The organism is Alteromonas sp. AMM-1 (assembly GCF_047290655.1).
Taxonomy (GTDB): domain Bacteria; phylum Pseudomonadota; class Gammaproteobacteria; order Enterobacterales; family Alteromonadaceae; genus Alteromonas; species Alteromonas mangrovi.
Window position 1 is genome coordinate 68,316 of the sequence record NZ_JBLBUE010000002.1, and the last position, 23,323, is coordinate 91,638.

The 23,323-nt window shown below is 47.2% G+C and carries 17 protein-coding genes; 5 read left to right on the top strand and 12 right to left on the bottom strand.

What is annotated here, in order from left to right; genetic code table 11:
• Nucleotides 1-29 precede the first annotated feature (29 nt).
• The 3 genes from ACLR2L_RS00895 to ACLR2L_RS00905 all read right to left on the bottom strand — a co-directional run bounded on the left by ACLR2L_RS00895 (nucleotide 30) and on the right by ACLR2L_RS00905 (nucleotide 5,063).
• Nucleotides 30-3,260, bottom strand: coding sequence for a TonB-dependent receptor (locus tag ACLR2L_RS00895; protein ID WP_413364877.1), 3,231 nt, complete (start codon nucleotides 3,258-3,260; stop codon nucleotides 30-32).
• A gap of 285 nt (nucleotides 3,261-3,545) precedes the next feature.
• Nucleotides 3,546-4,280 (bottom strand): hypothetical protein, encoded by a 735-nt coding sequence (locus ACLR2L_RS00900; RefSeq protein WP_413364879.1) that lies wholly within the window; start codon nucleotides 4,278-4,280, stop codon nucleotides 3,546-3,548.
• Nucleotides 4,281-4,469: 189 nt separating this feature from the next.
• On the bottom strand, nucleotides 4,470-5,063 hold the full coding sequence (locus ACLR2L_RS00905; protein WP_140958688.1) for a LysE/ArgO family amino acid transporter: 594 nt from the start codon (nucleotides 5,061-5,063) through the stop codon (nucleotides 4,470-4,472).
• 88 nt (nucleotides 5,064-5,151) lie between these two features.
• On the opposite strand from ACLR2L_RS00905, the gene ACLR2L_RS00910 reads away from it, so the two are divergent.
• Entirely contained in the window at nucleotides 5,152-6,054 is a 903-nt protein-coding gene (locus tag ACLR2L_RS00910) for a LysR family transcriptional regulator ArgP (protein WP_413364882.1), read from the top strand.
• A gap of 2 nt (nucleotides 6,055-6,056) precedes the next feature.
• Here the strand turns inward: ACLR2L_RS00910 and ACLR2L_RS00915 are convergent, their stop codons facing one another.
• Nucleotides 6,057-6,524 carry a MarR family winged helix-turn-helix transcriptional regulator gene (locus ACLR2L_RS00915; protein ID WP_413364884.1) on the bottom strand — a complete coding sequence of 156 codons (468 nt, stop codon included), beginning with the start codon at nucleotides 6,522-6,524 and terminating at the stop codon, nucleotides 6,057-6,059.
• A gap of 130 nt (nucleotides 6,525-6,654) precedes the next feature.
• On the opposite strand from ACLR2L_RS00915, the gene ACLR2L_RS00920 reads away from it, so the two are divergent.
• Both ACLR2L_RS00920 and ACLR2L_RS00925 read left to right on the top strand, forming a co-directional pair.
• The gene (locus tag ACLR2L_RS00920) at nucleotides 6,655-7,608 is read left to right on the top strand and encodes a PDR/VanB family oxidoreductase (RefSeq protein WP_413364886.1); all 954 of its coding nucleotides are present in this window, start codon (nucleotides 6,655-6,657) and stop codon (nucleotides 7,606-7,608) included.
• A 22-nt stretch (nucleotides 7,609-7,630) separates the two neighbouring features.
• Nucleotides 7,631-8,716: a Rieske 2Fe-2S domain-containing protein gene (locus tag ACLR2L_RS00925; protein ID WP_413364888.1), complete on the top strand. Its 1,086-nt coding sequence runs from the start codon at nucleotides 7,631-7,633 to the stop codon at nucleotides 8,714-8,716.
• A 139-nt stretch (nucleotides 8,717-8,855) separates the two neighbouring features.
• Here ACLR2L_RS00925 and ACLR2L_RS00930 read toward each other — a convergent pair whose 3' ends face one another.
• The 8 genes from ACLR2L_RS00930 to ACLR2L_RS00965 form a co-directional block, all read right to left on the bottom strand.
• Nucleotides 8,856-9,104 carry a hypothetical protein gene (locus ACLR2L_RS00930; RefSeq protein ID WP_413364890.1) on the bottom strand — a complete coding sequence of 83 codons (249 nt, stop codon included), beginning with the start codon at nucleotides 9,102-9,104 and terminating at the stop codon, nucleotides 8,856-8,858.
• Nucleotides 9,105-9,107: 3 nt separating this feature from the next.
• On the bottom strand, nucleotides 9,108-9,362 hold the full coding sequence (locus ACLR2L_RS00935; RefSeq protein ID WP_413364892.1) for a type II toxin-antitoxin system ParD family antitoxin: 255 nt from the start codon (nucleotides 9,360-9,362) through the stop codon (nucleotides 9,108-9,110).
• 181 nt (nucleotides 9,363-9,543) lie between these two features.
• Nucleotides 9,544-10,998, bottom strand: coding sequence for a catalase (locus ACLR2L_RS00940; RefSeq protein ID WP_413364894.1), 1,455 nt, complete (start codon nucleotides 10,996-10,998; stop codon nucleotides 9,544-9,546).
• A gap of 118 nt (nucleotides 10,999-11,116) precedes the next feature.
• Nucleotides 11,117-11,542 carry an FKBP-type peptidyl-prolyl cis-trans isomerase gene (locus ACLR2L_RS00945; RefSeq protein WP_413364896.1) on the bottom strand — a complete coding sequence of 142 codons (426 nt, stop codon included), beginning with the start codon at nucleotides 11,540-11,542 and terminating at the stop codon, nucleotides 11,117-11,119.
• Nucleotides 11,543-11,561: 19 nt separating this feature from the next.
• Nucleotides 11,562-14,027: a beta-L-arabinofuranosidase domain-containing protein gene (locus ACLR2L_RS00950; protein WP_413364898.1), complete on the bottom strand. Its 2,466-nt coding sequence runs from the start codon at nucleotides 14,025-14,027 to the stop codon at nucleotides 11,562-11,564.
• 24 nt (nucleotides 14,028-14,051) lie between these two features.
• Nucleotides 14,052-14,993: a glycoside hydrolase family 43 protein gene (locus ACLR2L_RS00955; RefSeq protein WP_413364948.1), complete on the bottom strand. Its 942-nt coding sequence runs from the start codon at nucleotides 14,991-14,993 to the stop codon at nucleotides 14,052-14,054.
• Entirely contained in the window at nucleotides 14,993-16,414 is a 1,422-nt protein-coding gene (locus ACLR2L_RS00960) for an MFS transporter (protein WP_413364900.1), read from the bottom strand. The genes ACLR2L_RS00955 and ACLR2L_RS00960 overlap by 1 nt, the downstream gene beginning before the upstream one ends.
• A 235-nt stretch (nucleotides 16,415-16,649) precedes the next feature.
• Nucleotides 16,650-19,403: a TonB-dependent receptor gene (locus ACLR2L_RS00965; RefSeq protein WP_413364902.1), complete on the bottom strand. Its 2,754-nt coding sequence runs from the start codon at nucleotides 19,401-19,403 to the stop codon at nucleotides 16,650-16,652.
• 474 nt (nucleotides 19,404-19,877) lie between these two features.
• On the opposite strand from ACLR2L_RS00965, the gene ACLR2L_RS00970 reads away from it, so the two are divergent.
• Nucleotides 19,878-22,319, top strand: a complete 2,442-nt coding sequence (locus ACLR2L_RS00970; RefSeq protein ID WP_413364905.1) for a family 43 glycosylhydrolase — start codon at nucleotides 19,878-19,880, stop codon at nucleotides 22,317-22,319.
• Between the two features lie 48 nt (nucleotides 22,320-22,367).
• The gene (locus ACLR2L_RS00975) at nucleotides 22,368-23,321 is read left to right on the top strand and encodes a glycoside hydrolase family 43 protein (protein WP_413364908.1); all 954 of its coding nucleotides are present in this window, start codon (nucleotides 22,368-22,370) and stop codon (nucleotides 23,319-23,321) included.
• The last annotated feature ends 2 nt before the right edge of the window (nucleotides 23,322-23,323 follow it).

Consider the following 23,323-nt stretch of genomic DNA (forward strand, 5'->3'; position numbering starts at 1 on the left):
AACACTAATTTTACAACACTTACATGCTATTAGTAGGTATAGCGAATACCAAACTTGAAGCGACGGTCGTTCAGGAAGCTTGAGCGCATATAACGCTGACCACTTTGGTCAAGTTGCGCTTCGGAGCTGCTCTTCTCGTCGAAGATGTTCGCACCGTTAAAGCTTAGCTGCACGTTTTCGGTAATGTCGTAGCGTAATGATACGTCAACAAAACTCGTGCCTTGTTGGAAAAGCGGGTCACCTGTGATCCAATCGCGATAAGCATTCAGGTACTCTGAGCGATAGTTGTACGCAATTCGCACCTCAAACTTCTCGTCCTGGTAAATACCAATCAGGTTAGCGGTATGGCGCGACTGTCCCATTAGGTCATCACGTCCAAAACGTAGATTGTTGGCAAACGAACCCGGATCTGGTTCGCCATCATCATCGGCATCCAAAAACGCCGGTGGTGGTGTGGCTGACGCATCAATAAACGTATAGTTTGCCTGAACACCAAAGTGCGACCAAATACCTGGAAGTTCGTCGAAGAAGTCCTGATAGGAGAACTCTAATCCGCGAATTTCAGCGTCATCCTGGTTAATCGGGCCAACGTATTGGTAGTTTACTGTTGCGCCATCCAGCGTAACGGTATCCAGTACATTTACACCATAAGTTATGATGTTTTTCAGGTCCTTACCAAAAATAGCGGCGCTGAAGTACTCTCCATCTTCGAAGTACCACTCAAACGACATATCCCAGTTAATCGCTTCAGTGGATTTCAGCTCAGGATTACCACCGTTTAAGTTAATTGATCGCAAAAGAACGTCTTCAAATCCACGGGGGATTTGGGCATTTGGATCATCAGGCGGCAATGGATCATATTCAATAGTTGTAAATGCTGCATTCACCGATTGAGCCGCACGTAAATCCTGGATATTCGGACGCGTAATGGCTTTACTGATACCAAAGCGCAGTAGCATTTCGTCGTTTAAGTTCCACTTCACGTTCAATGAAGGCAGGAAGTGATCGTCGGTTAAATCCACCTTTCGCTCAGTTGACGCCTGTTGTTGATAAACAATAGTTTCCGGCAGGAAATCAGCTGGATGATCGCGGTCCTCTGCGCTTTGAGGGTATTCGTCCTTCACATCGTCACTATCTTCATAAACCTCATTGTAACTGAGTTCACCGTCTGAATTCGTTTGCGTGCGGGTATAGCGCAGACCTACGTTACCCTCGATGTCCATGCCGTTGCCAATGTCTCTGTAGAAATCCAATCGCACATACAGGTTGAGGGTTTCTTCGGTAATATCAGACATCTGATCCGGCTGATAGATTGGCGTATATTTGCCGTCCTGAGTGCGACGTGCTAAATCATTCGCAGAATAAGGATTCCATCCACCATTAGCCAGGTCGGGTTCGTTCTGATAGAAATCAAAGAACTGGTGGGGATTGCGTAACAGGTTAGAATCCACGAATACGAAAGACGTGTTATCACCGCCCACTACACCACCGCGATAGAAGTCAGACATATCTACAATTTCGTGTGCAACGGTATCGAAGTTGTTGTACATGGCCATACCGCCGTTCCACGCCTGAGATGCAGCCTGCCAGTTCATACCAGCGTCACGGTTAACCTGTTCTCGCTCTGAGTAACGCGCTCCAAACTTAACCGACTCAAACCACGAATCACCTTCAAACTGATAGGTTGCATCTGCGCGAAGCGCGGTTAACTCACCTTCACCGTCGCGGTAACCATCAGAGATGAAAGGCATAAATGTTGAACCTGCATCGGCGGTACTGGTTGGATACTGCCAAGCGTTCTGATTTTCACCTTCGTCGAAAATAAAACCACCAATATCCAGACGCGGATCATGTGAGAGTTCCAGATAAGGATTATCTAAATCAGGGCGGTAGAAAGCCTGAACAAAGGTATTCGCGCCAACCCACAACTCACGATGTTTAGATTCAGCGGTGGTGCGGTGACCGTCGATTTCAACCATCCAGTTGTCGGCAGGACGCATTTTCAGATTGAAGCTGATATCGTCGGTCATGGATTCCTGTTGAACGCCCACACCAAGGTTACTCAGTTGCAAACCATATGCGCCGTACCAGGAATCACCTGAATCGGTCAGCATACCTTGCTCCATCAAGCCGCCCGTAACCGGAACGGTTTCATCACAGAAACCCACCGGGCTTTCGTTGTTACCGTTACAACGCGCGATACCGTCGGAGGTAAACGGTTTAACAACCAGTTCACTTAATTCAAAACGGTTCCAGCTGTTTGCATCGGTAAAGGATTCGGTAGTTTGCTCTACTGAGTTACTGTCGTTTTCTACTCGAATATATTTAACGGTTAATTCGGTATCGTTGTCCGGGCTACGCCACTGACCGGCCACATAGAAACTATCGCGGGTTCTGTCTACCTGATTAGTACGAAGCTGGAAGCCCTGTGGCACAGCCACTACAGAACCGGCTTCCGGAATATAATCGCCGGTAAACGCATCCTGTGACAAGTTGTCACGCGGGTTAGGAGCAGCGGTTTGGAAGCCGTGAATTTCAGAGGCCAGATCGGATGTTGAGTACGATCCTAACAAACCAAATTCACCTTTAGAGGTTTTCCATCTGTCGCCAGCCACTACGCTGAACGATGGACTCCATTCCTCACGCAAATCGGTGTAGGTAGTATCAGCGCTAAAAATGAACACGCGGCCTTCGCGATCGAAAGGCTCTAATGTTCTTAAGTTAATTGAACCACCAATACCACCTTCAATCAGATCAGCAGATTGGTTTTTATACACGTCAACGCCGCCAATCAGTTCTGGCGGAATCGCAGCCCAATCCAGAGCACGACCACCGTTTGCACTAAATGCATCGCGGCCGTTGAACTCAGAGCGCACAAAGCCCAAACCACGGATCAGGTTACCTGAGCCTTCCGGTGAGGGGAAATCATCATCGCCAGCAGTAAAACGGGTTACGGTAATACCCGGAATACGCGCCAGTGCTTCTGCTACCGACAAATCTGGTAATACGTTTGCGTCTGTTGCTGTAATTGAATCCACGAAGGTTTTTGAAGAACGCTTTAAATCAGCGGCCGTTTCAAGTGCTCCCCTGATACCCTTAACCTCAATGACTTCCGTTTCGTATTCTTCAGCGTCCTCTACTTGTGTTGCAGGCGCTTCCTGAGCGTATGCCTGTTGAGTAAAACCCACAATTGCCATGGCAATTAAACTTTTCTTAAACTTTCCATCCGAACTTTTTTGTTGAGTGTGCCTTTTATCCATTCTCTTCTCCATCCACGCACCCGAGCTGAACTTTTTGTTTTTGTATTCAGTGACCTTTACTTCAAATGTAAGCGCTTTCAAAGCGGTTACAAAAAAAAGCTGTAAGCGTTTACAACCGTGAAGCAAAAAATATGTATTAAAGTGCCAACAATTTGTAACAATTTATATACATTTTTTTACCATATTCTTTTCAAGGTTATTTTTCAAGCAAATTTTCGCTTACAGCACAAAGTATTTTTCCATGACATCGTTATCCTAACTATATGATGGTAAAATAACTTTTTCTTAGTTCAGCTTTATTTTTCCGTCAACGGCCTTTTGAAGAAAGTCAGAAATTCTTACGATCTCGTCGCGGGCTTCGCAGTCGTAGCAGCGTTTTAAAATAGTGTTTATGGCATCCAGGTGATCGGCTGCGCCCTCTTTATCCTGACGTAACAGCTTCATTAAGGCTAATCGATAGTGGGCATCGTATTGGATTTGGCTTAATGCCACTGCGCGCTCAAAGCTGCTTTCTGCGTCTTCTGCGCGACCGAGTTGCAACTGCGACATGCCTGTCATGTAAATTTGAAAGGCGCGATTTTCACAGGTGTTTTCACGAACTTTGTCTTCATTTTTCTGCGTTTTCGCCGCAATTGCGTTCATTGAGGAATTGCCTTCAACTCTGGCAGCATTTGAATCGGTCATGGAGCTACCGGTGTTCACACCACCACCATTTACCTCCTGGCTAATTTGAGATTCCCGAACGCCTTCAATAAATGCTTGTCGGTTTCGTTCCACCCTGAGTGCGCACTGCTCATTTTCCTTAAATTTCATTTCGGCTAAAGCAAATTCGCCTGCGTTAAAGGCTTGCATCGCTGCATCTCCGGCCCTGCCGGTAACCGTAATGTTCTCAACTTCCTCCTCGGTATTCGCTGCCTGACTGTCTTCCTGATTACTGGCTTGCAGTTGAGTACTAAGCAGTACGGATACTGCTGTTAACCCTATCAAACAGTGCCTTACTTTTACTTTTTGACTCCTCATCTTTCTGTCCCTCCTGGTAGTTAACTGAACAAGCATAAAACAATGTACAACATTGCCGCCCAACATTATTAACAAGTTATTTACCATCAGCCAACACATAAATAACCGGAATCAGAAAATAGGTTAGTACGCTGCCTGTAGGTATTAGCTAAACAAGTCCCTGCTACCTGAGTAATGCAAATTCTGATATCAAACAAAGCACAGCTTCACCGCCATACCGGTAAGAATCACAGCAATCGCACCATCAAACACCCGCCAACGCAGTGGCGAACTCAATAACGTTTTCAATTTTGGAGAGAAAGCAGTTAGCGATCCAAACCACAGAAGCGAAGCAGTACAAGCGCCCACCGCAAACATAGCAGGTTGACTTTGCTGCGCGCCAATTGAGCCCAACAATACAACGGTATCCAGGTAAACATGCGGATTTAATAAACTTATTGCCAAGGCAGCCAACACAGTTCGAAACCAATGCTGCGGTTTTACCTGCTCAGTACGCAAACCTGATTTGCTTTTAAGTGCCCGATAGCCAGCCTGCCATGCCAGATACAGCAACATCGCCACACCACCAGCGGTAAGCCAGGGCAATAGCGCCGGAGCCACTTCGGTTAGACGATTAGCCGCAAATACACCAATAATGATCAAGGCTGCATCGCACAGCATGCAAGTAAGCGCTATCGCGACGCGATTTGCGCCCGCCATACACTGACTCAGCACCCAGATATTTTGCGCGCCAATTGCCACTATTAAACTCAACCCCAACAACACACCTGCAAGAAAAGACATAGCCCACTCCGTCGTAATTTGGTTTGCATTTTACGTACCGTGTGTTATTAATCTAATGAATAATAATCTTTATACATGCACAAAACTCATGATTGATTACGCACAGCTGCACGCGCTTTCGGCAGTGATTAACGAAGGCGGATTTGAACGTGCCGCCCGCAAATTGTTTATTACCCAATCTGCGGTAAGTCGCCGTATTCAGCAGTTGGAGTTACAATTAGGTGAACCCGTATTGTTGCGACAACAACCTCCCAAACCCACTGCTACCGGCACCCGGCTACTGAATCACCTTCAACAGGTGTTGCAATTGGAATATGGGCTAGGTATCAACGCGCTACAGTACAATAGTGACCCTCAAAAGCCCTTAATTGTAAGGCTTGCGGCCAACTCAGACTCCATTGCAACCTGGTTACCCGAAGCGCTGGTGACCACCAACAACGAAGTTAACACACGCTTACAATTTGAGATCGTGCTGCAGGATCAAACCGTCGTCCTGAATCGCATGAAATCCGGCGAAGTGATGGTGTGTATTGCCTCTACTGCTGAGCCTGTAAATGGTGGCTTGGTAAGCTACTTGGGCGCGTTGCGATATCGCGCAGTAGCGAGTCCGGCGTTTGTAGCAGCCCATGGCATTCAATCGGTAGCAGATTTAGCTGACGCCCCCTGTTTAGTGTTCGATGAACACGACAAACTTCAGCATGAATTCTTAACCGATATAGTTAAAGCTACGCCAAAACGCATTCACCTATGCCCCTCTTCAGAAGGATTCAGGCAATCGGTGGTTGCTGGTTTAGGCTATGGATTATTGCCGGAATTACAGATTGGCGATGGCATTGCGCGTGGTGACATGGTGGATTTAGCGCCTCACTACACACTCGACACGCCCCTTTATTGGCATTACTGGCAAACTGAGAGTCCATTACTGGCCAGTTTGCGAACGAATGCGCTCAGTGTTGCAAGGCGCCGGCTAATTCAACCTAATGCGCAATAATATCAGGCATTTACTTTGGGAATTTGCTCATTCAGCTTTTGTAGCATAACAATGAGTTGCTCGCGCTCCTCTGCTGAAAGCACTTCGAGAAGTCTAGCCTCTCTGGCGAGTGCAACATGAAGAATGGCGTCATGTTTTTCACGCCCCTCTGCAGACAAATTGATCAGAATTTGACGGGCATCTTTGTCGCTTTTTTCCAAGGTAATCAGCGCAGCACTATCCAGGCTTTTAATCGCCCGGCTCACGGCGGCTTTATCGAGTCCAATAACCTTGCACACTCTATTTGCCGTAATGGCAGGCTCTACCGCTAGTAACGCCATTACCCGCCATTCAACCACACCCACACCAAATTCACTGCGATAGTGTTGAGAAGCCCCGCTGGATAATTTATTGGCCAGGTAGGTGATCAGTGCCGGTACGTAACGTTCTAAATCCAGCTGTTTGTTTTTATTTAGGTTTTGTTCAGACATTAAGAGTATCTGGAAATTAAAACACCTATCTTAGCGACAATCATAAACATTGAGTAGCTTCAATATAGTTGACATATCAACCATATTGCCATTTAATAATGTTAATGATTAGTTAAACCAAGATGTCTCTATGCTCGATGTTATTCTTCAGGCGATCACGCCGTTATCAGAATCGGTGGTCAAGCTTACCTTCACAGATCAGGCTAACCGGCCTTTGCCTGCTTTTGAAGCGGGTGCCCATATTGATATTCGTATTAGCGATGCCATCACACGCCAGTATTCCCTGTGTAGCTCTCCCTCTAATCGCTATGCTTACAGTGTTGCCGTTCTTCGCGACCCGAATTCTCGCGGTGGCTCTGCGGCAATCCACGCTTCTTTTCAGCCTGGTCAGCGTGTTCAAATCTCCGCGCCCAGAAACCTGTTTGCCCTTAACCCGGAAGACACCAAAACAGTGTTAGTAGCGGGGGGAATTGGCATCACCCCCATCATGTCGATGGCACATGCTTTGGCAGAACAAGGTAAGGAGTTTACCTTGCTGTATGTCAGCAAGCCCGGTCAGCGCGTTGCGTTTGACACTGAATTGCAACATGGAATTTTTGCCGATCGCGTGCGGATACTTCAGCCAGACAACCGCGAACAAGTAAAAGCGTGGTTGACACAGAACATCGGTGAATATGGGGCGCAAAGCGGGTTATATACCTGTGGTCCAAACAGTTTTATGGACGCAGTACTGAGTATCGCAAATACGCTGAATTGGCCTGCAAACGCAATACATCAAGAGCGCTTTGGGCTGGAAAAAGTGGATACCAGAAGCGACAAAGCGTTCGAACTATTCCTGAAACGCTCGGGACTCACCATACAGGTAAAAGCAAGTCAAACCGCACTCGAAGCACTGGATGACGCTGGCGTTGAAGTAGATGCCAGTTGTGAACAGGGCGTTTGTGGCACCTGTTTACTGAACGTTCTGGAAGGTGAAGTTGACCATCGCGATGGTTATCTCACCGAACAGGAAAAGTCGCAACATAACCAGTTTACCCCCTGTTGTTCACGCGCTGTTTCGGCATCGCTGACACTGGATCTATAACCCTACACCCGAGATATTTCCCATGACCGTACAACAATTCTCCCCATCAGAAGCGCCGCCAATCCCGACAGAAAGCACAGCAGACACACGCCACAACTTCCCGCTGGATATGTGGTATGTGGCGGCCTTAAGCAGTGAATTGACCAACAAGCCACTGGGCCGAACGCTGTTAAATGAGCCCGTGGTGTTATTTCGCACTGCCGACGGTGCGGTAAACGCGTTAGAAGATCGCTGCTGTCACCGTTTCTTGCCCTTGTCTGCAGGCACACTGGAAGACAATGGCGTACGCTGTGGTTACCATGGTTTGTTGTTTAACGGCGACGGTAAAGTCATCGAAATACCCGGCCAGGACAAAATTCCTTCGCGAGCGAGAGTACAGCGCTATTCGGTAAAAGAACAAGATGCCTTGATTTGGATTTGGTTTGGCAGCGACGTAAACAGTGAACCCACTTGTGAACCACCACACTACCCGGTTCACAATAATCCCGCTTATCATTACAGCGGTGATGTATTCCACTACAACGCGCCCTATCAGTTAGTCCATGACAATTTATTGGATCTGAGCCATTTAGGTTACGTGCACCTTAAAACCATTGGCGGTAACGCCAGTATTCACATGAATGCTCAAATGGATGTAACACAGGATGGCAACAGCGTAAAAGTAGTGCGTCACATGCTGAATTCAACGCCACCACCGACTTACAGCGCCGCTTACCCGTTTAGTGGCAAGATAGACCGCTGGCAGGAGATCGTGTTTCACCCCTCACATCTGGAAATCTGGACAGGAGCGGTGGAACAAGGCAGCGAACCGGTTGATTCACCGGACCGTGGCGGCTTTCATATGCGCGGTTTTCACGGGCTAACGCCTGAAACCGACGAAAGCTGTTTTTACCTGTGGACCATGGCCAGTAACCCCACTCAAAACGTGGAAGACACCATGAAAAAGGTGTTCGACCAAACGGCCTTTACCTTTGATGAAGACAAGGTAGTGATTGAAGCCCAGTATGAAAATATGAAGCGCTTTAACGGCAAGAAAATGATTGATATTCACGTGGATGTGGGTGCAAACCGGGCCCGCCGCATTATTGAATCACTGAAGCAGGCGTAAATATCATAACCCCATAAACAAACAGCCCGTAAAGGGCTGTTTTGGCTCGCTGGTTATTTGAAAATACTTGCAAGCTGAAGCCGAGCAAGAAACCTTTTATATTACAGGGCGTCCAAATGCTCGCGCCCAATAACACGCGTTATTTCGACCGCTTCCATATCGATGGCGCGGAAGTAAATAGCGTGTACTCCATACACACTCCGCCGATATCCAGTTCGAATGTGCTCAACCATTGGATATGTTTGTGGAGATTCAGCAATAGCAGTAAACGCAATTGAAATCCATCAAGATATTTTGTGGCTTGTTTTACCCCAAAACGTTCAATACCGAACAAGAATAATCGCTCAATATCTTCCGCCGCATCCGGAGTTAGTTGATAGCGAGGCATACGTTAACCTTTCTTTGCTAACACCGCCTTTTTTATGTCTTCAACCGATAAAGTGCTATAACCTTCGGACGCCAGGCGATTTTCGGCTTGAATAAGCAAAAGGCGAGTGCGGGTTAATGCTTCTTCGTCTTGTTTACGACGCTGACGAATTAAGTCGTTGATCACTTCGCTATGACTCGCATATTCCTGGCTTTCAACCTGAGATTTTAGCCATTCTGCATTAGGCTCGCTTAAACTGATACTTTGTCTGGTTGCCATCGCCGCCCCAATATGATGCAGTATTGATTCGATATTAGCTCAATACTACACCAAAGAAGCCACTTCATCTTCAAAAAAGATAGCTTCTCGTGAAAACACGTCGTCGGGCCGGTTAGGACATGTATTAGTTTCTATATAAAACTAATACATCGACGATTAACAGGCCCGAATAAAGCGTCTTCTATTTTTGATAAGTCGCAATGGCCTGCTTCACCATAGCCGCATACTGCGGATCTGCCTGTTCGTACTGGGCCAGCATACGCTGCTGCACATCGTCGGTACACTGGTGTAACCCTGCTGCGATATTGTGAACCAGCTGTCCTTTCTGACACGGGCTCATCAACCTGAACAAATCACCCGCTTGTGAGAAGTTGTCGTCATCACGGTTGTCGTGAATACCCAACCAGGCATCCTGCTCAAGCGGCATCGGTGGCTCAGCTACGTCCGGCACTTCTGCGGGGGCGCCCTGCTCAGCACGGTCATTCGGATAGAAGTTAGCCCCGCTGCCTGCAACCGCAGGATTAATTCCTGCAAACGCGCCATCTCGCTGGTAGTGATGTACCGGACAACGCGGCGCATTCACCGGAATTTGGTTATAGTTCGCGCCCATGCGGTAACGCTGCGCATCCTGATAAGCAATCAACCGGGCTTGCAACATACGGTCTGGCGACGCGCCAATTCCCGGTACCAAATTGCTCGGTGCAAATGCTGCCTGTTCGTTTTCCGCAAAGAAATTATCCACGTTGCGATTCAGTTCAAGCTGGCCAATTTCAATCAGCGGGAAGTCGCTGTGCGGCCACACTTTGGTGACGTCAAACGGGTTAATGTAGTAATCCTGCGCCTGTGCTTCGGTCATGATTTGCACCTTCACCGTCCAGCTCGGGAAGTCACCTTTATCAATGCTTTCCACCAGATCCTGCTGCGCACCGAAGGCGGGCTTAGTGGCCGCTTCTTCGTTGGTCAGAGTTTGAATGCCCTGGTTGGTTTTAAAGTGCCATTTAACCCAGTAACGTTCGCCGTTATCGTTCCAGAAGCTCAATGTGTGTGAGCTATAACCGTTAACGTGGCGATACGAGGCAGGAATGCCGCGGTCCGACATCAGAATAGTGGCCTGATGTAGCGACTGTGGGTTGTTCGCCCAAAACTCATACACGGCCTGTGGATCCGGCAGGTTGGTACGCGGATTTTTCTTTTGCGAGTGAATGAAGTCAGGGAATTTAATGCCATCCCGCAGGAAGAACACCGGCGTGTTGTTGCCCACCATGTCCCAGTTACCTTGCTGGGTATAAAACTTCACCGCAAAGCCACGAGGGTCGCGAGCGTAGTCGCTGGAGTCCTGACCACCGCCGACGGTAGAAAAGCGCAAAAATACCGGCGTTTGCTGACCTTCGGTTTGCAGGAAATCAGCAATAGTGTAATCACTCAGACTTTTAGTTAGCGTGAAAGTACCGTACGCGGCACTCCCTCGAGCATGCACAACACGCTCTGGAATACGTTCACGGTTAAAGTGAGCCAGCTTTTCAAACAGGTAATGATTGTCGAACGTCACCGGGCCACGGGCACCGGCTGTGCGGCTTTGATTGTCGTGCGCAACTGGCGCACCTGAACTGGTAGTTAATGGGCAACGTTTTGTCATGATACTTCCTCCAATTGGTTTTATAAATTAAAAACCATTTATTTGATGGAAGTATCCTAACAACACTCATTAATTAACTATATCGATATATATCAATCAAGCTAATCAGTTTTTAGAATTACTCAATATCGACCAACCGCACGTCGACAATCATCACTGCGTTCGGCCCAATCGCGCCACTGTTACCCCGCTTTCCCCAGGCCAGTTCTGGCGGGATCACGAACTCATAGCGCGCGCCAACTGACATCATCGGCAAGGCTTCCTGTAACCCTTCAATAGCTTCGCTAATCGCAAAGTCTTCGGGTAAGCCCTTCTTGTAGGTGTCGTCGATAACCGAACCGTCGCCCAGCATGATGCGCTGATGCACCCTAACCCGATGATGCGGACCAGGCTGTTCACCTTGTGCATCGTCGATAATGCGGTAAATCAGCCCCGATGCGGTTTCGGTGGTATCGGGGCGTTGACGGTATTTAGCTAGCACATCCTGGGTCAGATTGCGGTTACTGCCCCGGGAGCCTTTTGCTTGTTTCTTTTGTTTTGCCATTACTGTTAAATTGCTTTATTTAGTTTGGATCTTTCAGCAAGCGTATCCCATAAATACCACCAGCAACAGAGCCAGAGGCAGCACTAAAGCGCAGTGTAAGCACGTTTGCCTTGCGCATAGCCGGACTTAAAGGGTAATCCACCGTGTAAAAATCCGTCTCAGGCTCACCAACCGGTAGCGATACGTCTGCTAATAGCTCGTTGTTCAGTGAAACCGAGAACTGTCTGCCTACGTCACCTTTAAAGTAAGTAATTCGCAATACGCCAGCCTCAAGCACTTTATTGCTTAAGCGGTATTCAAAGAAGCCAGTGGCGTCGCGCCAGTGCATGCCGTTATTCACCCCTGCACGCGTCTGCTCGCCGCGGAAGTCATGCTCAACTTCTGGCTGTTGCTCTCCAGGCGTAATGGCATCTACTGTCATGGCTTTTAGTGCGGCCAGTTCAGCCGCTTTTGCATTAGCACTTTTTACGTAATCATCGAACGCGGTTTCCTGCATTTGCGGCCAGTACACCTGATAACGGGCATCGTGCAAACGGAAGAAGGGAATAAGACGCGTAACGGCATTTTCGTCAACCGGGTTCGCAATAGCCACATTACCACTGGCCACAAAAGACAGCGACGTAGGATCGGGGCGTTGTAGATGTTGCAAGAATGCCTCTGGCTCACCCAGCATAATAGGCAACGCTTCAGGCGGGCATACCGGTCCAGCGGCAATGTGACCCATACGGCTGTCGTCAGCCACAAAGTTCAGCGTTTCATTTTCAAATGCCGTAACAGGTGTCGCCATGACCACCGGCCCGTACATCACAGAATAGTAGTCCTGACCATCCGGTAATTGCTCAGTAGTAAGCATTGGGCTTAATTTGAAGGTTACTGTGTCACCGGTGTTCCAGTCTCGCGTTACCTGCCAGTAACCGTTTGTGAGCGCGGCACTTATTGGCTTGCCGTTAACACTAATTACTAACTCGCCCTGAGACCAGCCGGGTTGACGCAGATTCAACGTAAATGGCGTGTCATCGAGTTCGGTATTCACCGTTAAAATCACCGCGTTATTGTCGGGAAAAGCCGTTCGCTGAGTAACGGTAACGCCGGTTTCCTGCCAGTGTAATGAGGCTGGCATAAACAGGTTTACCCATAAGGAACCATCTGAGTGAGTAAACGCTAACTCTCCATATTTACTATGGTTTTCAATACCTGAGCCAACACAACACCACATAGAATCATGTACCGAAGAATACATGCGGTAATGACCGGGACGCATGGACGTAAAGTACACCAGTCCACCGTGCTGCGGGTGCTGGCTGGATAGAATATGGTTGTACGTGGCGCGTTCGTAAAAGTCCAGATAGCGGGCATCACCCGTGCGAAGAAACAGCATTTTGCTGAGCTTCATCATGTTATAGGTGTTACAGGTTTCCGGCCCTTCGATGTCTTCCACCATAGGGGTGAAGTCTTTGTCATCGTGGAAATGCTCTCGCACGCTGTTGCCACCCATACTCACGCTGCGATGCTGACTCACGGTATCCCAGAAGAACGTCGCTGCTTTTTCCCACGCGGCGTCATCGTTCAGCTCAGCGACACGCAGGGCGCCGATGATTTTCGGAATTTGTGTGTTGGCGTGTAAACCAGTCAACTGATCCTGACCCGCAATCAAAGGTTGAATGATTTTCTGGTGAGTGAACTGTTGTGCCAGCTTCAGATAACGCGGGTCGTTGAAAATAGCGGCCATATCGGCAAACACTTCATTGAGCCCGCCGTGCTCTGAGTACAGCATCTGCTGGAATTGGTCATCGGTAAGATTAGCGGTGGTGTCGAGTATCCATTCGCCCAACGAACTTAACATAGCTTTTGCCAAAGGCTGATGCGCTATCTCATAAGCATCGCGCAATCCGTGAAAAATCTTGTCAATATTGTATAGCGGCACCCAACGGTCGTTCAGACTGAACAAATCCGCTTTGATTTCGCCGGCTTTAATTTGCGCCCACATAGCCTGACTGTTTGGAATACCGCCGAGATACCCGCCCGTTGCTTGTTGGGCGCGGTGCAGTTCATTCAGCATATATTGCAAACGCTGTAACAAGGCTTCATCACCCGTTGAAGCATATGCCAGACTCAATGCACTTAAATAGTGACCGCCAATGTGGCCGTCCAATCCTGAGTTTTCCCAATTGCCGTAGGAATCTTCTTTGGGCGCAAGCCCCGCTTCGCGTAAATAGGGCGCAAGCAACCGGTCTGGCTCCATGGCGAGCAAATAGCTGACATTGGTGTGCATTGCATGGGCAAAAGGTCCGTCGGTAATGCGTACCTGAGACAAGTCAAATAATTTGCCAACTGGCATAGTATGGAGGGCAGCAACTGAGCTTGCCTGCTCAGCAGAGACTTGCGCCTGAGGATTAGCGCTATCAGCACTACATGCCGACAGTGTCGGCAGCAGAGCGCTGGCGCAAAACGCCAGACACCATTTTTTAAAGACAGGATTCATCATAGCGTTTTGCTTATTGTTGTGTGTTTATGGCTGGCCGGGCTTTCCGAAAACCGGCATACCGTTTTCGTCCCACTTCAGGTGCTTCACAAACGTGTGGCGGTCTGGGTTCCACAGTGGGTCGCCTTCGATTTCAGTGTACTGACGGCAGTGATACACCAGCACGTCATTGCCATCCTGATCAACGGTGAAGCTGTTGTGGCCCGGACCGAACATTTCTTTAGGCTCGTTTGTCAGGAACACAGGCTCCTGCGACTTAGTCCAGCTGGCAGGGTCCATAAGATCGCTGTCCAGGTCGGCGTACAACAAACCCATAGCGTAGTTTTCGTCGGTAGCGCTGGCGGAATAGGTCATGAAGATCTTGCCGTTACGCTTAATGACGTTTGGCCCTTCGTTCACCCAAAAACCAATGATTTCCCATGGCAACTCAGGCACAGTTAATCGTGCGATATCACCGGTAATTTTGGTTGGGGTTTCCATCTTCGCCAGATACAGATTTGAGTTGCCGCGGATACCCGGCTCTTTCTGCGCCCAGCAATAGTACAACTCGTCGTTGTGATAGAAGGTGGTGGCGTCAAGACAGAAGGTATCCCATGGCGTTTCAATCTGACCACAGAATTCCCATTCGCCGTCTACCGGGTTGGCGTCGTCACACTTGATGGCGTACATCCGGTGCTGGAACAGATCATCCTTGATTTCGCGGCTCGGGGCGGCGGCGAAATACACATACCACGCGCCTTCATTGAAATGGATCTCGGGTGCCCAGATAAGCTCACTGTAGGGGCCGGTGTCGGGCTTAGTCCAAACCATACGCGTCGGCGCTTGCGCCAGGCCTTCGATTGTTTCTGCACGGCGTAATTCAATTCCATCGTAGGCAGGGACTGACGCAGTAAAGTAATAAAAACCATCAGTGTGCTTGAAAATAAACGGGTCTGCGCGTTGAGGGATCAACGGCTCATTGGTATTCATCATGACTGAACTCCACGTGTCATGTTAGAGGTAGAAGGCACGGTGTCGCTTGCTGTCGTTTCAGATTTAGCATTCGCGGCACGGTTTTCTGCAACCACTTTGGCAAGCTTTGCGTATTCGACGTCGGTTATCACATAGCGGTTCATCAACCAGCCCACCAGATAATGGAAGAAGCCTGAAATTACTGTGAGCATCAGTACTATGCCGGTAAGGGTGAATTCACTTTGTTCTGTACCTGGCGTGTATTCGAAATACGCCAGTAACCAGCCAACCAATGCACCCGCTACACCCATACCAGCCTTCTGGCAGAATGAGATACCGCCGAATGCCAAACCGGCCACGCGCTTACCTTCTTTGCTTTCACCATAGTCAACCACTTCAGCAATGGCAGACCAGAAAATTGGGGCGTGCAAATCCACTACAAAGCTAATGAGGAAGAACAACACAAACGCCAGTACCAGATCGTCCGGGCCAACCGCAAAATACATGACGACAGATAGCAGGCCTACTGCCATTTGACTAAAGCGGAACAGTTTTACCTTGCAGTAACGTTTGGTGATCCAGGTAGAGGCAATCATGGCAAGAATGGCAGCACCCACGCCGGTAGATAAGAACAATGACTGCATGCCTGAATCGCCGCCCAGGTAATATTTTGCGTAGTACAGGGCTACCGAGCCGCGCACAACATAACCGATGGTGCCTAGTACACACACGCCACATAGAATCAGCCACTGATCGTTTTTAAACAGCAGCGACAATTGCTCTTTAAGTGGTTTGTCTTCCACTTCGTGCTCAAGGCGCTCGGTGGTTGCAAAGAAGCAAAACATGAACATCACCACTGCGAGCACTGCCATCAGCCCCATTGCAGCCTGATAGCCTGCGGCGCGGTCACCGTCCCACATATCTGCACCCGCCATCCAGGGCACAATAATGGTTACCAGAAACGCTGCCACCTTGGCAAAGAACAAACGATAGCCGTTGGCCGACAGCTTTTCTTTCGGATCAGCGGTCATAACACCAATCAGTGATATGTAAGGAATGGTTACCGCAGTAAACATCAGCGTAACGAAAATATAAGTAGAATACGCCCACACAAGCTTGGCGTTGTAGTCGACGTCAGGGGTACTGAATGTCAGAAAGACGGAAATACCAAACGGCACCGACAAGAACAGGAAATAAGGACGATAGCGCCCCCATCGGCTGGTGTAGCGGTCGGTCACCATACCCATCAGTGGGTCACTGATAGCATCGAGGATGCGAACTAACAGGAACATTAAAGCCATGTCAGATGGCTTGAGTCCGAATATATCTGTGTAAAAGAAGGTGATGATCAACATCATTGAGGAGATCACCACATTGACTGCCATATCCCCGGCGCCAAATCCGACTTTTTCTAACCGTGTTAACTTCTGCGAAACCATACCGCGCTTCCGACTGAATACCTGCCAAAGCAGGTCATTATGAATGGATACCGAGCCTGAACATTAGCCCCGTGTTAACGACATTTGCAAACCAAATGTTAATAACAAATATACTATTATCATACTTTTAAAATAACAAGTACTTTGTCTCAAATACTCGTCCGGCCGCTGATTTTTAAGCCAGTTAAAATAGAAAAAGCCCGGCAAGCCGGGCTTCGTATTTCAGATTATTACATTACATTTTGTAACGTACGCCAAGAGCAAATGTACGACTGTATAATCCGTTGTAGAAATTGTGTGTATCCTGATACTGATAGTACTCAGAGAAAATTTCTTCAGTGATGTTAGTCGCATCGAAAGTAACGGTTAACGTGTCAGTAACATCATACGTTAACTGTAGATCCAATGATTTTTCTGGCTCCTGATAAATCGGTAATGGGTTCGCAAACAAGCGGGCCTCATAACGACGCAGGAAGTCCTCACGCCACACATATGACAAACGCATATCGAAGTCATCATTGTCATAAATCAGTACCGCTGAATATGAACTGTCAGACACACCAAAAACAGGCTGCTTGATATAATAATCTAAATCACCGGTGGTACGGTCAAAGATTGGAATATCCTGCTCAGAATCAAGTGCGGTATAGCTTGCTTGAATTCCTAAACCATCCAGAATTCCTGGCAAACCTTCCGGGAAGTAAACCAAGCCAAGTTCCAGGCCGTTAAGCGTAGCATTCGATGTATTACCTGGCTGACTCAGGATATATGTACCAGGCGCATCATCCAATGGACCTTGCGCAGTGATTGAACGCACAGAATCGTAAGACAAACCTTCAATATCGCGATTGAAATACGTTGCATAAACCGTATTACCTTCACCGAAATAGTACTCCAGAGAGAAATCCAGGTTAGTAGATTCAACAGGCTTCAGGTCTGGGTTACCACTCGAGGCAGTTCCATAGCCAATGTCCGTTACGTCAGGGAAGTACTGCACATAAGAGTTAAGTGCACTGAAAGCCGGACGTCTAATAGTCTGTGTATAAGCAAAACGGGCAACCAGATCATCGGTTAAGTGATAACGAGCAACTAAACTAGGCAATAAAGAACTGTCGTCACGTTTGGCTGAACTAGGATCCAAAGCTCGATCGAAGAACTGCATATCAGCTTCAGCTGATTCGTAGCGTAAACCAATCTCACCATCTAACTTGCGACCCGCAATAGTTGAAGAGAATTCACTTTCAACATACAAAGACAACGTAGTTTCTTCGATATCGAAGTTGTAGAACATATTCAATAATGCGTTGCCGGTAAAGCCGTAACGATCACGCCATACATCGCGCTCGCCAAACGCTTTTTGTGCGTCCATAACAACCCACGAATCAGGGAAGGTTGCACGCCCATCAAAGAATCCACTGTTAGTACGGTAGTAAGATTCGTCGAAATCAGACATAGCGGCACCCAGGAAACCATTAATATCGCGGTTACCTTCAGTTGCCGTTCTCTTATCCAGGAACAAACCAAACTTCACGTTCTCGAATATATCGCTGTTAAGCGTATATTCACCATCAAATGTAAAGGTTAACGCGTCACCTTCTGATGCAGAGCCATTATCATAGCCTTCTGCGACAGTATAAATACTCGCATCAGCTGGGTCGGTTCCAATTACTTCTACCGCAGGCACACCGTTTCCAGTTGGATTAATGTGGTGATACAAGCGAGGATGAACAGTTGTATTACGCAGGGCAAAGAAGTCACTTTCGTACTCAGATTTCTGATAATAAATCTCAGACTCCAACTTTAATTCATCGCTGATGAACCATTTTCCGCCCAGTGCAAACAAATAGCTGTCGGTACTGGCTTCAAAATAATCACCAGAATTGAAGTTAAAGGCATTATTGATATAGCGAGATTGAATAATATTTGTACCATCAATCACTTCAATTGGGTCATTCGCGTCAACACTACCCCACCAATCCACGAAGTAAAAATTCAATGTATTGAAGTTGGATGTACGGTAACCATTATAGAATGCTTCAAAGGTATATTCTGATGAAGCATTTGGTGCAAACTGCACAGACAAGTTAACTGCTGGGCGTTCACGTTCGCCGGTATTGTCGAAACCAAATACAGCATCACGAGCCAGATAATAAGGTGTGTCTACACCATTAATATCAAGGGTAGAACCTGCCGCAAATGGTAGACCTTCTTCGGTACCCGGCTCCCAGCATCCACCAGCACACTGGTCAGGAAATATGCGCTGAAGTGGCGTAAAGCCAGCAGCCGGAGATTCGGTCATAAATGGCACCATAGCACCGGCGGTCAAGGTTTGGTCCCGGTAATTAGTGCGTGTGTATGCCACATTTAATAAAGCACCAATTTCTGCACCGCCATCTAATTCCCAGCGATTCGAAAATAAAGCACTTAATTGAGGATCGGTTTTGTCTGCCTGATTCTGATTAATCAAACGACCTGCTAACACCACAGCAGCACCATCAAAATTGAACGGACGTTGTGTATTTACGTCAATTTGACCGGCGATACCACTGCCAATTTGAGAGGCAGAGCGGGTTTTATAAACGTTAACACTTTCTAATAACGCTGCGGGAATGTCAGCTAGCGCTACAGCCCGACCAGATGAAGTGAAAATATTACGGCCGTTTACCGTTGTGGTTACGTCTGATAAACCACGGATAGTAACAGTGTTAACTTCACCTGCACCGCGATCTGTAACCTGAACACCGGTTACACGTTGTAAGGCTTCGACAACGTTATTATCAGGAAACTTACCAATATCAACAGCAACAATTGAATCAACAATCTGCTTTTCCTGACGTTTGATGTTGATGGCTTTATTCAAGCTACCACGAACACCTGATACTTCAATTATTTCAACAGGCTGTTCATTTGAATTAGCGTCCTGAGCGTATGATGCCTGCCACGACATGGCCAATACAATGGCGGTGGCAACGTGCGTTCGCTTGAACATAAGAGTCTTCTCCCAGTTTAAAATAACCCAGGTTAATTACCTGGGTTGCTTACTCCGATACCGGGTGCGAGTGTGCAATTCCGGCTATGTTTTGATGTTGTGCTAACTGTTAATTTTTTGTTATTCGCTATCATATTATTGTATGACTATTAGACTGTCAACTTCCAAATGTTAAACAAATTGAACTTTTTGATCTGGATCCAAGTCTGTCGATACCTTCATACCTGTTTATACAGAGCAAGCAAATAACATACAAATATCCTTTATTAACATAAGCTTAATACATAATAAAAACACATTCCCACCATTCGCGAGAATCATTTAGGAGGTATCTTTGTGACTTTTATGTTTTTTAGCAACAATTTCTTATATTTAACAAAATGACCAATTTACATGGTGTTTACATAGAATTTATCTGTGATATTCTGCTTAATAATAATTATGTATTACAATAGTATTTTAGTAGGTATCACTATGAAAATTAGGTATTCTGCGCTGGCGCTATTACTCGCCAGCCTTGTTAGTGCTTGTGGCGGTGGCTCCGGTGGAAGTACCTCTACCCCAACCACACCTTCGAATCCTGGAGGTGGTACAACAAATCCACCTTCAACTGGCGGGGGAACAGGTGGTGAGGGTCCGATAGCTAATCCAACTGTAAGTACAACACCTATTTTTCAGAATATTTCGGTACACGACCCTTCTGTAATTAAAACATCTGAAGGCGAGTACTATGTTTTTGGCTCTCATTTATCCTCAGCCAAAACTACAGATCTAATACGCTGGAGCCGAGTTGCTGATGGCGTAACCGATACAAACCCGCTATTTAATACTTACGCACAACAAGCAGCAGAAGGCATAGCCTGGACTGATGACTGGGTTGGCTCTTGGGCAGCTGATGTCGTACAACTCGAAGATGGGAAATACTATTTCTATTACGACCATTGTGCTGAAGATCCTGACGGCAACTGTATTTCTCGTTCGTATTTAGGTGTCGCTCGCGCTGATAGCATCACTGGGCCATATGAAAATATTCAGCTAATTCTAAAGAGCGGACACAGAACAGAAGATGGGCCAGGTGTAAATGGCGAAAGCTACAATGGTAATGTCCACCCCAATGCCATCGATCCTGATGTGTTCTTTGACAAAGAAGGCCGTCTATGGATGGTGTATGGCTCATACTCAGGCGGCATTTGGGTTATGGAATTAAATCCTTCAACAGGACTACCATTGAATAGCAATAGCTATGGCACCAAGCTCACTGGGGGATTTTATTCAGCGATAGAAGGGCCATTCATGCTCTACAACGCCAAGCATGACTATTATTACTTATTTACGTCTTACGGCGGTTTCGCTCAAAACGACGGTTACAACATGCGGGTTGCCCGCTCGCGTAACCCCAATGGTCCATTCACAGATTCCACCGGACAGGACATTATTGATGCCAGCGGAAGTTGGGACAATATCGCTCCCTATGGAAATAAGATCATCGGAGGATTTAAGTTTGCCTCTGAGCTGGGATTATCGGGCACTGATTATGCCTATATGGCACCGGGTCACGGTTCGGCAATGTATGATGAAACACTTGGGAAGTACTTATTGTTTTTCCATACTCGTTTCCCTAACCGAGGCGAGCTACATGAAGTTCGTGTTCATGAATTGTTGTTTAGCGATGATGGATGGCCGTTAGTTGCTCCACACCGATATGCACCTATTGTTGGTGAGAATATCGTTGATGAAGAGGATATTCTTGGCATTTATCAGGTAATTAATCACGGAAAAGACATCAATCGCACAGTAAAAGAAGCAGAGTATGTCACGTTAGACAACAAAGGGAATGTGTCTGGTGCAATTGAGGGAAGTTATACATTAGAAGACAATACATTAACTATTCAGTCTACCAATGCAACGTATTCAGGAAAAGCCATGTGGCAATGGCATCAGCAAGAATCTAAGTTGGTACCGGTATTCTCCCTTGTGTCAGGCAACGGCTACGCCGTGTGGGGAACACGCATGCCAGTGGTTGATTACGAAGAAGCGGTAGATGCTATTATATCCAGCCTTACATTTGCAGACGTAGTGACCTCAAACCTCGCACTCCCTACCGAGGGACTATTAGGAGCAACATTAACCTGGACTTCCTCTCACCCCAATTACATAGCTACAGATGGAACTGTTACAAGGCCATCATCGGCAAATGGAGATGCTTCCGTAACGCTTACGGTCTCGGTAACGCTGGACTCCGTAACTGAGACGAAAAGTTTCACGGTAACTGTGCGTGCGGATTCAGGCAGTGGATTGTTAGCGCACTATTCTTTTGACAATACCCTTGCCGATCAAAACAATGTATTTACGAATGCAATAGCAACTGGTGCAGTTTACACCGATGAAACAGGCTCTAGTGAATACGTAAGCGGTGTGAACAACCAGGCTTTACTGCTCAATGGTAATGGTGGGTTAAAATTCACCGGGCAATTAATCAACGGATATCAATACACAGTATCTTATTGGGTATATCCAACCGCAGAAACACAACACACTCCCTCGTTCTTTGCTGGCACCGATGCTGACAGTTGGTTAAGTTTCGTCCCGCTTAGCTGGGATAACAACACATTGCTGTGGAGTAACAACAATGGTGTTTGGTTTGACGGTGCAACAAAAGAAAAAATCCCTCTAGATACCTGGTCTCACCTGGCCTTTAGCGTTAACGAAGGAACAATTACAGTTTATATCGATGGCGTGGAGAAGTTCACGGGTACCGGATTCCCAGATCTGTTTTCAGGTCAGGATGGAGACTTCCTTTTCGGTATCAATTACTTTGATTGGGATCCGCTGTTTGAGGGAAGAGTTGATGAATTCAAAGTCTTCGACAAAGCGCTGGATGCCACGGAAATCAATAACCTGTTTGCCAACCCATAATGATAGAGAGGCGCTTTTGCGCCTCATGCTTAACAAGGAATGAATTTGATGTTTCGCAAATCAATTGTATTTTTAGGCGCCAGCATACTGGCATGTGGTGCCCAAGCCAACAACCCACTATTTACCGACGTATTCACAGCCGACCCAGCAGCCCTGGTGCACAACGACACAGTTTACTTGTACACCGGCCATGATGAAGCGCCTAACAACGATGTGTTCTTTCAAATGCACGACTGGCTGGTTTTCAGCTCTACCGACATGGTGAACTGGGAAGCACATGGCCCGATTATGAAAGCCACCGACTTTACATGGGCTAAAGGCGATGCCTGGGCAGCGCACATGGTAGAAAAAGACGGTACGTTTTACTTCTATACCACCGTTCGCCACAAAGACGACAAGCCAGGCTTTGCCATTGGTGTAGCAACCTCAGATTCACCTACTGGCCCGTTCAAAGATGCCATTGGAAAAGCACTGGTTACCGATGACATGACCAAGCATACCCCGAACGATTGGGACGATATCGACCCCGCTATTTTCATTGAGGAAAATGGTGATACCTATATGTTTTTTGGTAATTTGGTTCCTAAATACGTGAAGCTCAAAGACAATATGATTGAGCTTGACGGTGAGATTAAGGCACTTGATTTACCCAATTACACCGAAGCGTCCTGGGTGCATAAAAAAGGCGATAACTACTATTTAAGTTACGCCTGTGAATTCCCGGAAAAGATTTGCTATGCCATGAGCAAAAGTATTCATGGCCCATGGGAATACAAAGGGATCCTGAACGAAATTGCCGGAAACACAGAAACCAACCACCAGTCGATCATTGAGTTTAAAGGCAAGGATTACTTCATCTATCACACAGGTGCAGTACCACCAATTGATGGCAAACCCAGTGGTGGCCGGTTCCGTCGTTCTGTGTCCATTGACCCACTTTATTACAACGAAGATGGCACGTTAAAACGCGTCGTCATGACAACGGAAGGTATTCAGCCTTAAGG

What these genes read in the sequence shown, in the direction of transcription:
- ACLR2L_RS00915 (WP_413364884.1), bottom strand. Translation starts at nt 6,524, where the DNA reads ATGTCTGAACAAAACCTAAATAAAAACAAACAGCTGGATTTAGAACGT.
- ACLR2L_RS00930 (WP_413364890.1), bottom strand. Translation starts at nt 9,104, where the DNA reads ATGCCTCGCTATCAACTAACTCCGGATGCGGCGGAAGATATTGAGCGA.
- ACLR2L_RS00945 (WP_413364896.1), bottom strand. Translation starts at nt 11,542, where the DNA reads ATGGCAAAACAAAAGAAACAAGCAAAAGGCTCCCGGGGCAGTAACCGC.
- ACLR2L_RS00935 (WP_413364892.1), bottom strand. Translation starts at nt 9,362, where the DNA reads ATGGCAACCAGACAAAGTATCAGTTTAAGCGAGCCTAATGCAGAATGG.
- ACLR2L_RS00950 (WP_413364898.1), bottom strand. Translation starts at nt 14,027, where the DNA reads ATGATGAATCCTGTCTTTAAAAAATGGTGTCTGGCGTTTTGCGCCAGC.
- ACLR2L_RS00965 (WP_413364902.1), bottom strand. Translation starts at nt 19,403, where the DNA reads ATGTTCAAGCGAACGCACGTTGCCACCGCCATTGTATTGGCCATGTCG.
- ACLR2L_RS00905 (WP_140958688.1), bottom strand. Translation starts at nt 5,063, where the DNA reads ATGTCTTTTCTTGCAGGTGTGTTGTTGGGGTTGAGTTTAATAGTGGCA.
- ACLR2L_RS00895 (WP_413364877.1), bottom strand. Translation starts at nt 3,260, where the DNA reads ATGGATAAAAGGCACACTCAACAAAAAAGTTCGGATGGAAAGTTTAAG.
- ACLR2L_RS00900 (WP_413364879.1), bottom strand. Translation starts at nt 4,280, where the DNA reads ATGAGGAGTCAAAAAGTAAAAGTAAGGCACTGTTTGATAGGGTTAACA.
- ACLR2L_RS00910 (WP_413364882.1), top strand. Translation starts at nt 5,152, where the DNA reads ATGATTGATTACGCACAGCTGCACGCGCTTTCGGCAGTGATTAACGAA.
- ACLR2L_RS00940 (WP_413364894.1), bottom strand. Translation starts at nt 10,998, where the DNA reads ATGACAAAACGTTGCCCATTAACTACCAGTTCAGGTGCGCCAGTTGCG.
- ACLR2L_RS00955 (WP_413364948.1), bottom strand. Translation starts at nt 14,993, where the DNA reads ATGAATACCAATGAGCCGTTGATCCCTCAACGCGCAGACCCGTTTATT.
- ACLR2L_RS00920 (WP_413364886.1), top strand. Translation starts at nt 6,655, where the DNA reads ATGCTCGATGTTATTCTTCAGGCGATCACGCCGTTATCAGAATCGGTG.
- ACLR2L_RS00975 (WP_413364908.1), top strand. Translation starts at nt 22,368, where the DNA reads ATGTTTCGCAAATCAATTGTATTTTTAGGCGCCAGCATACTGGCATGT.
- ACLR2L_RS00970 (WP_413364905.1), top strand. Translation starts at nt 19,878, where the DNA reads ATGAAAATTAGGTATTCTGCGCTGGCGCTATTACTCGCCAGCCTTGTT.
- ACLR2L_RS00925 (WP_413364888.1), top strand. Translation starts at nt 7,631, where the DNA reads ATGACCGTACAACAATTCTCCCCATCAGAAGCGCCGCCAATCCCGACA.
- ACLR2L_RS00960 (WP_413364900.1), bottom strand. Translation starts at nt 16,414, where the DNA reads ATGGTTTCGCAGAAGTTAACACGGTTAGAAAAAGTCGGATTTGGCGCC.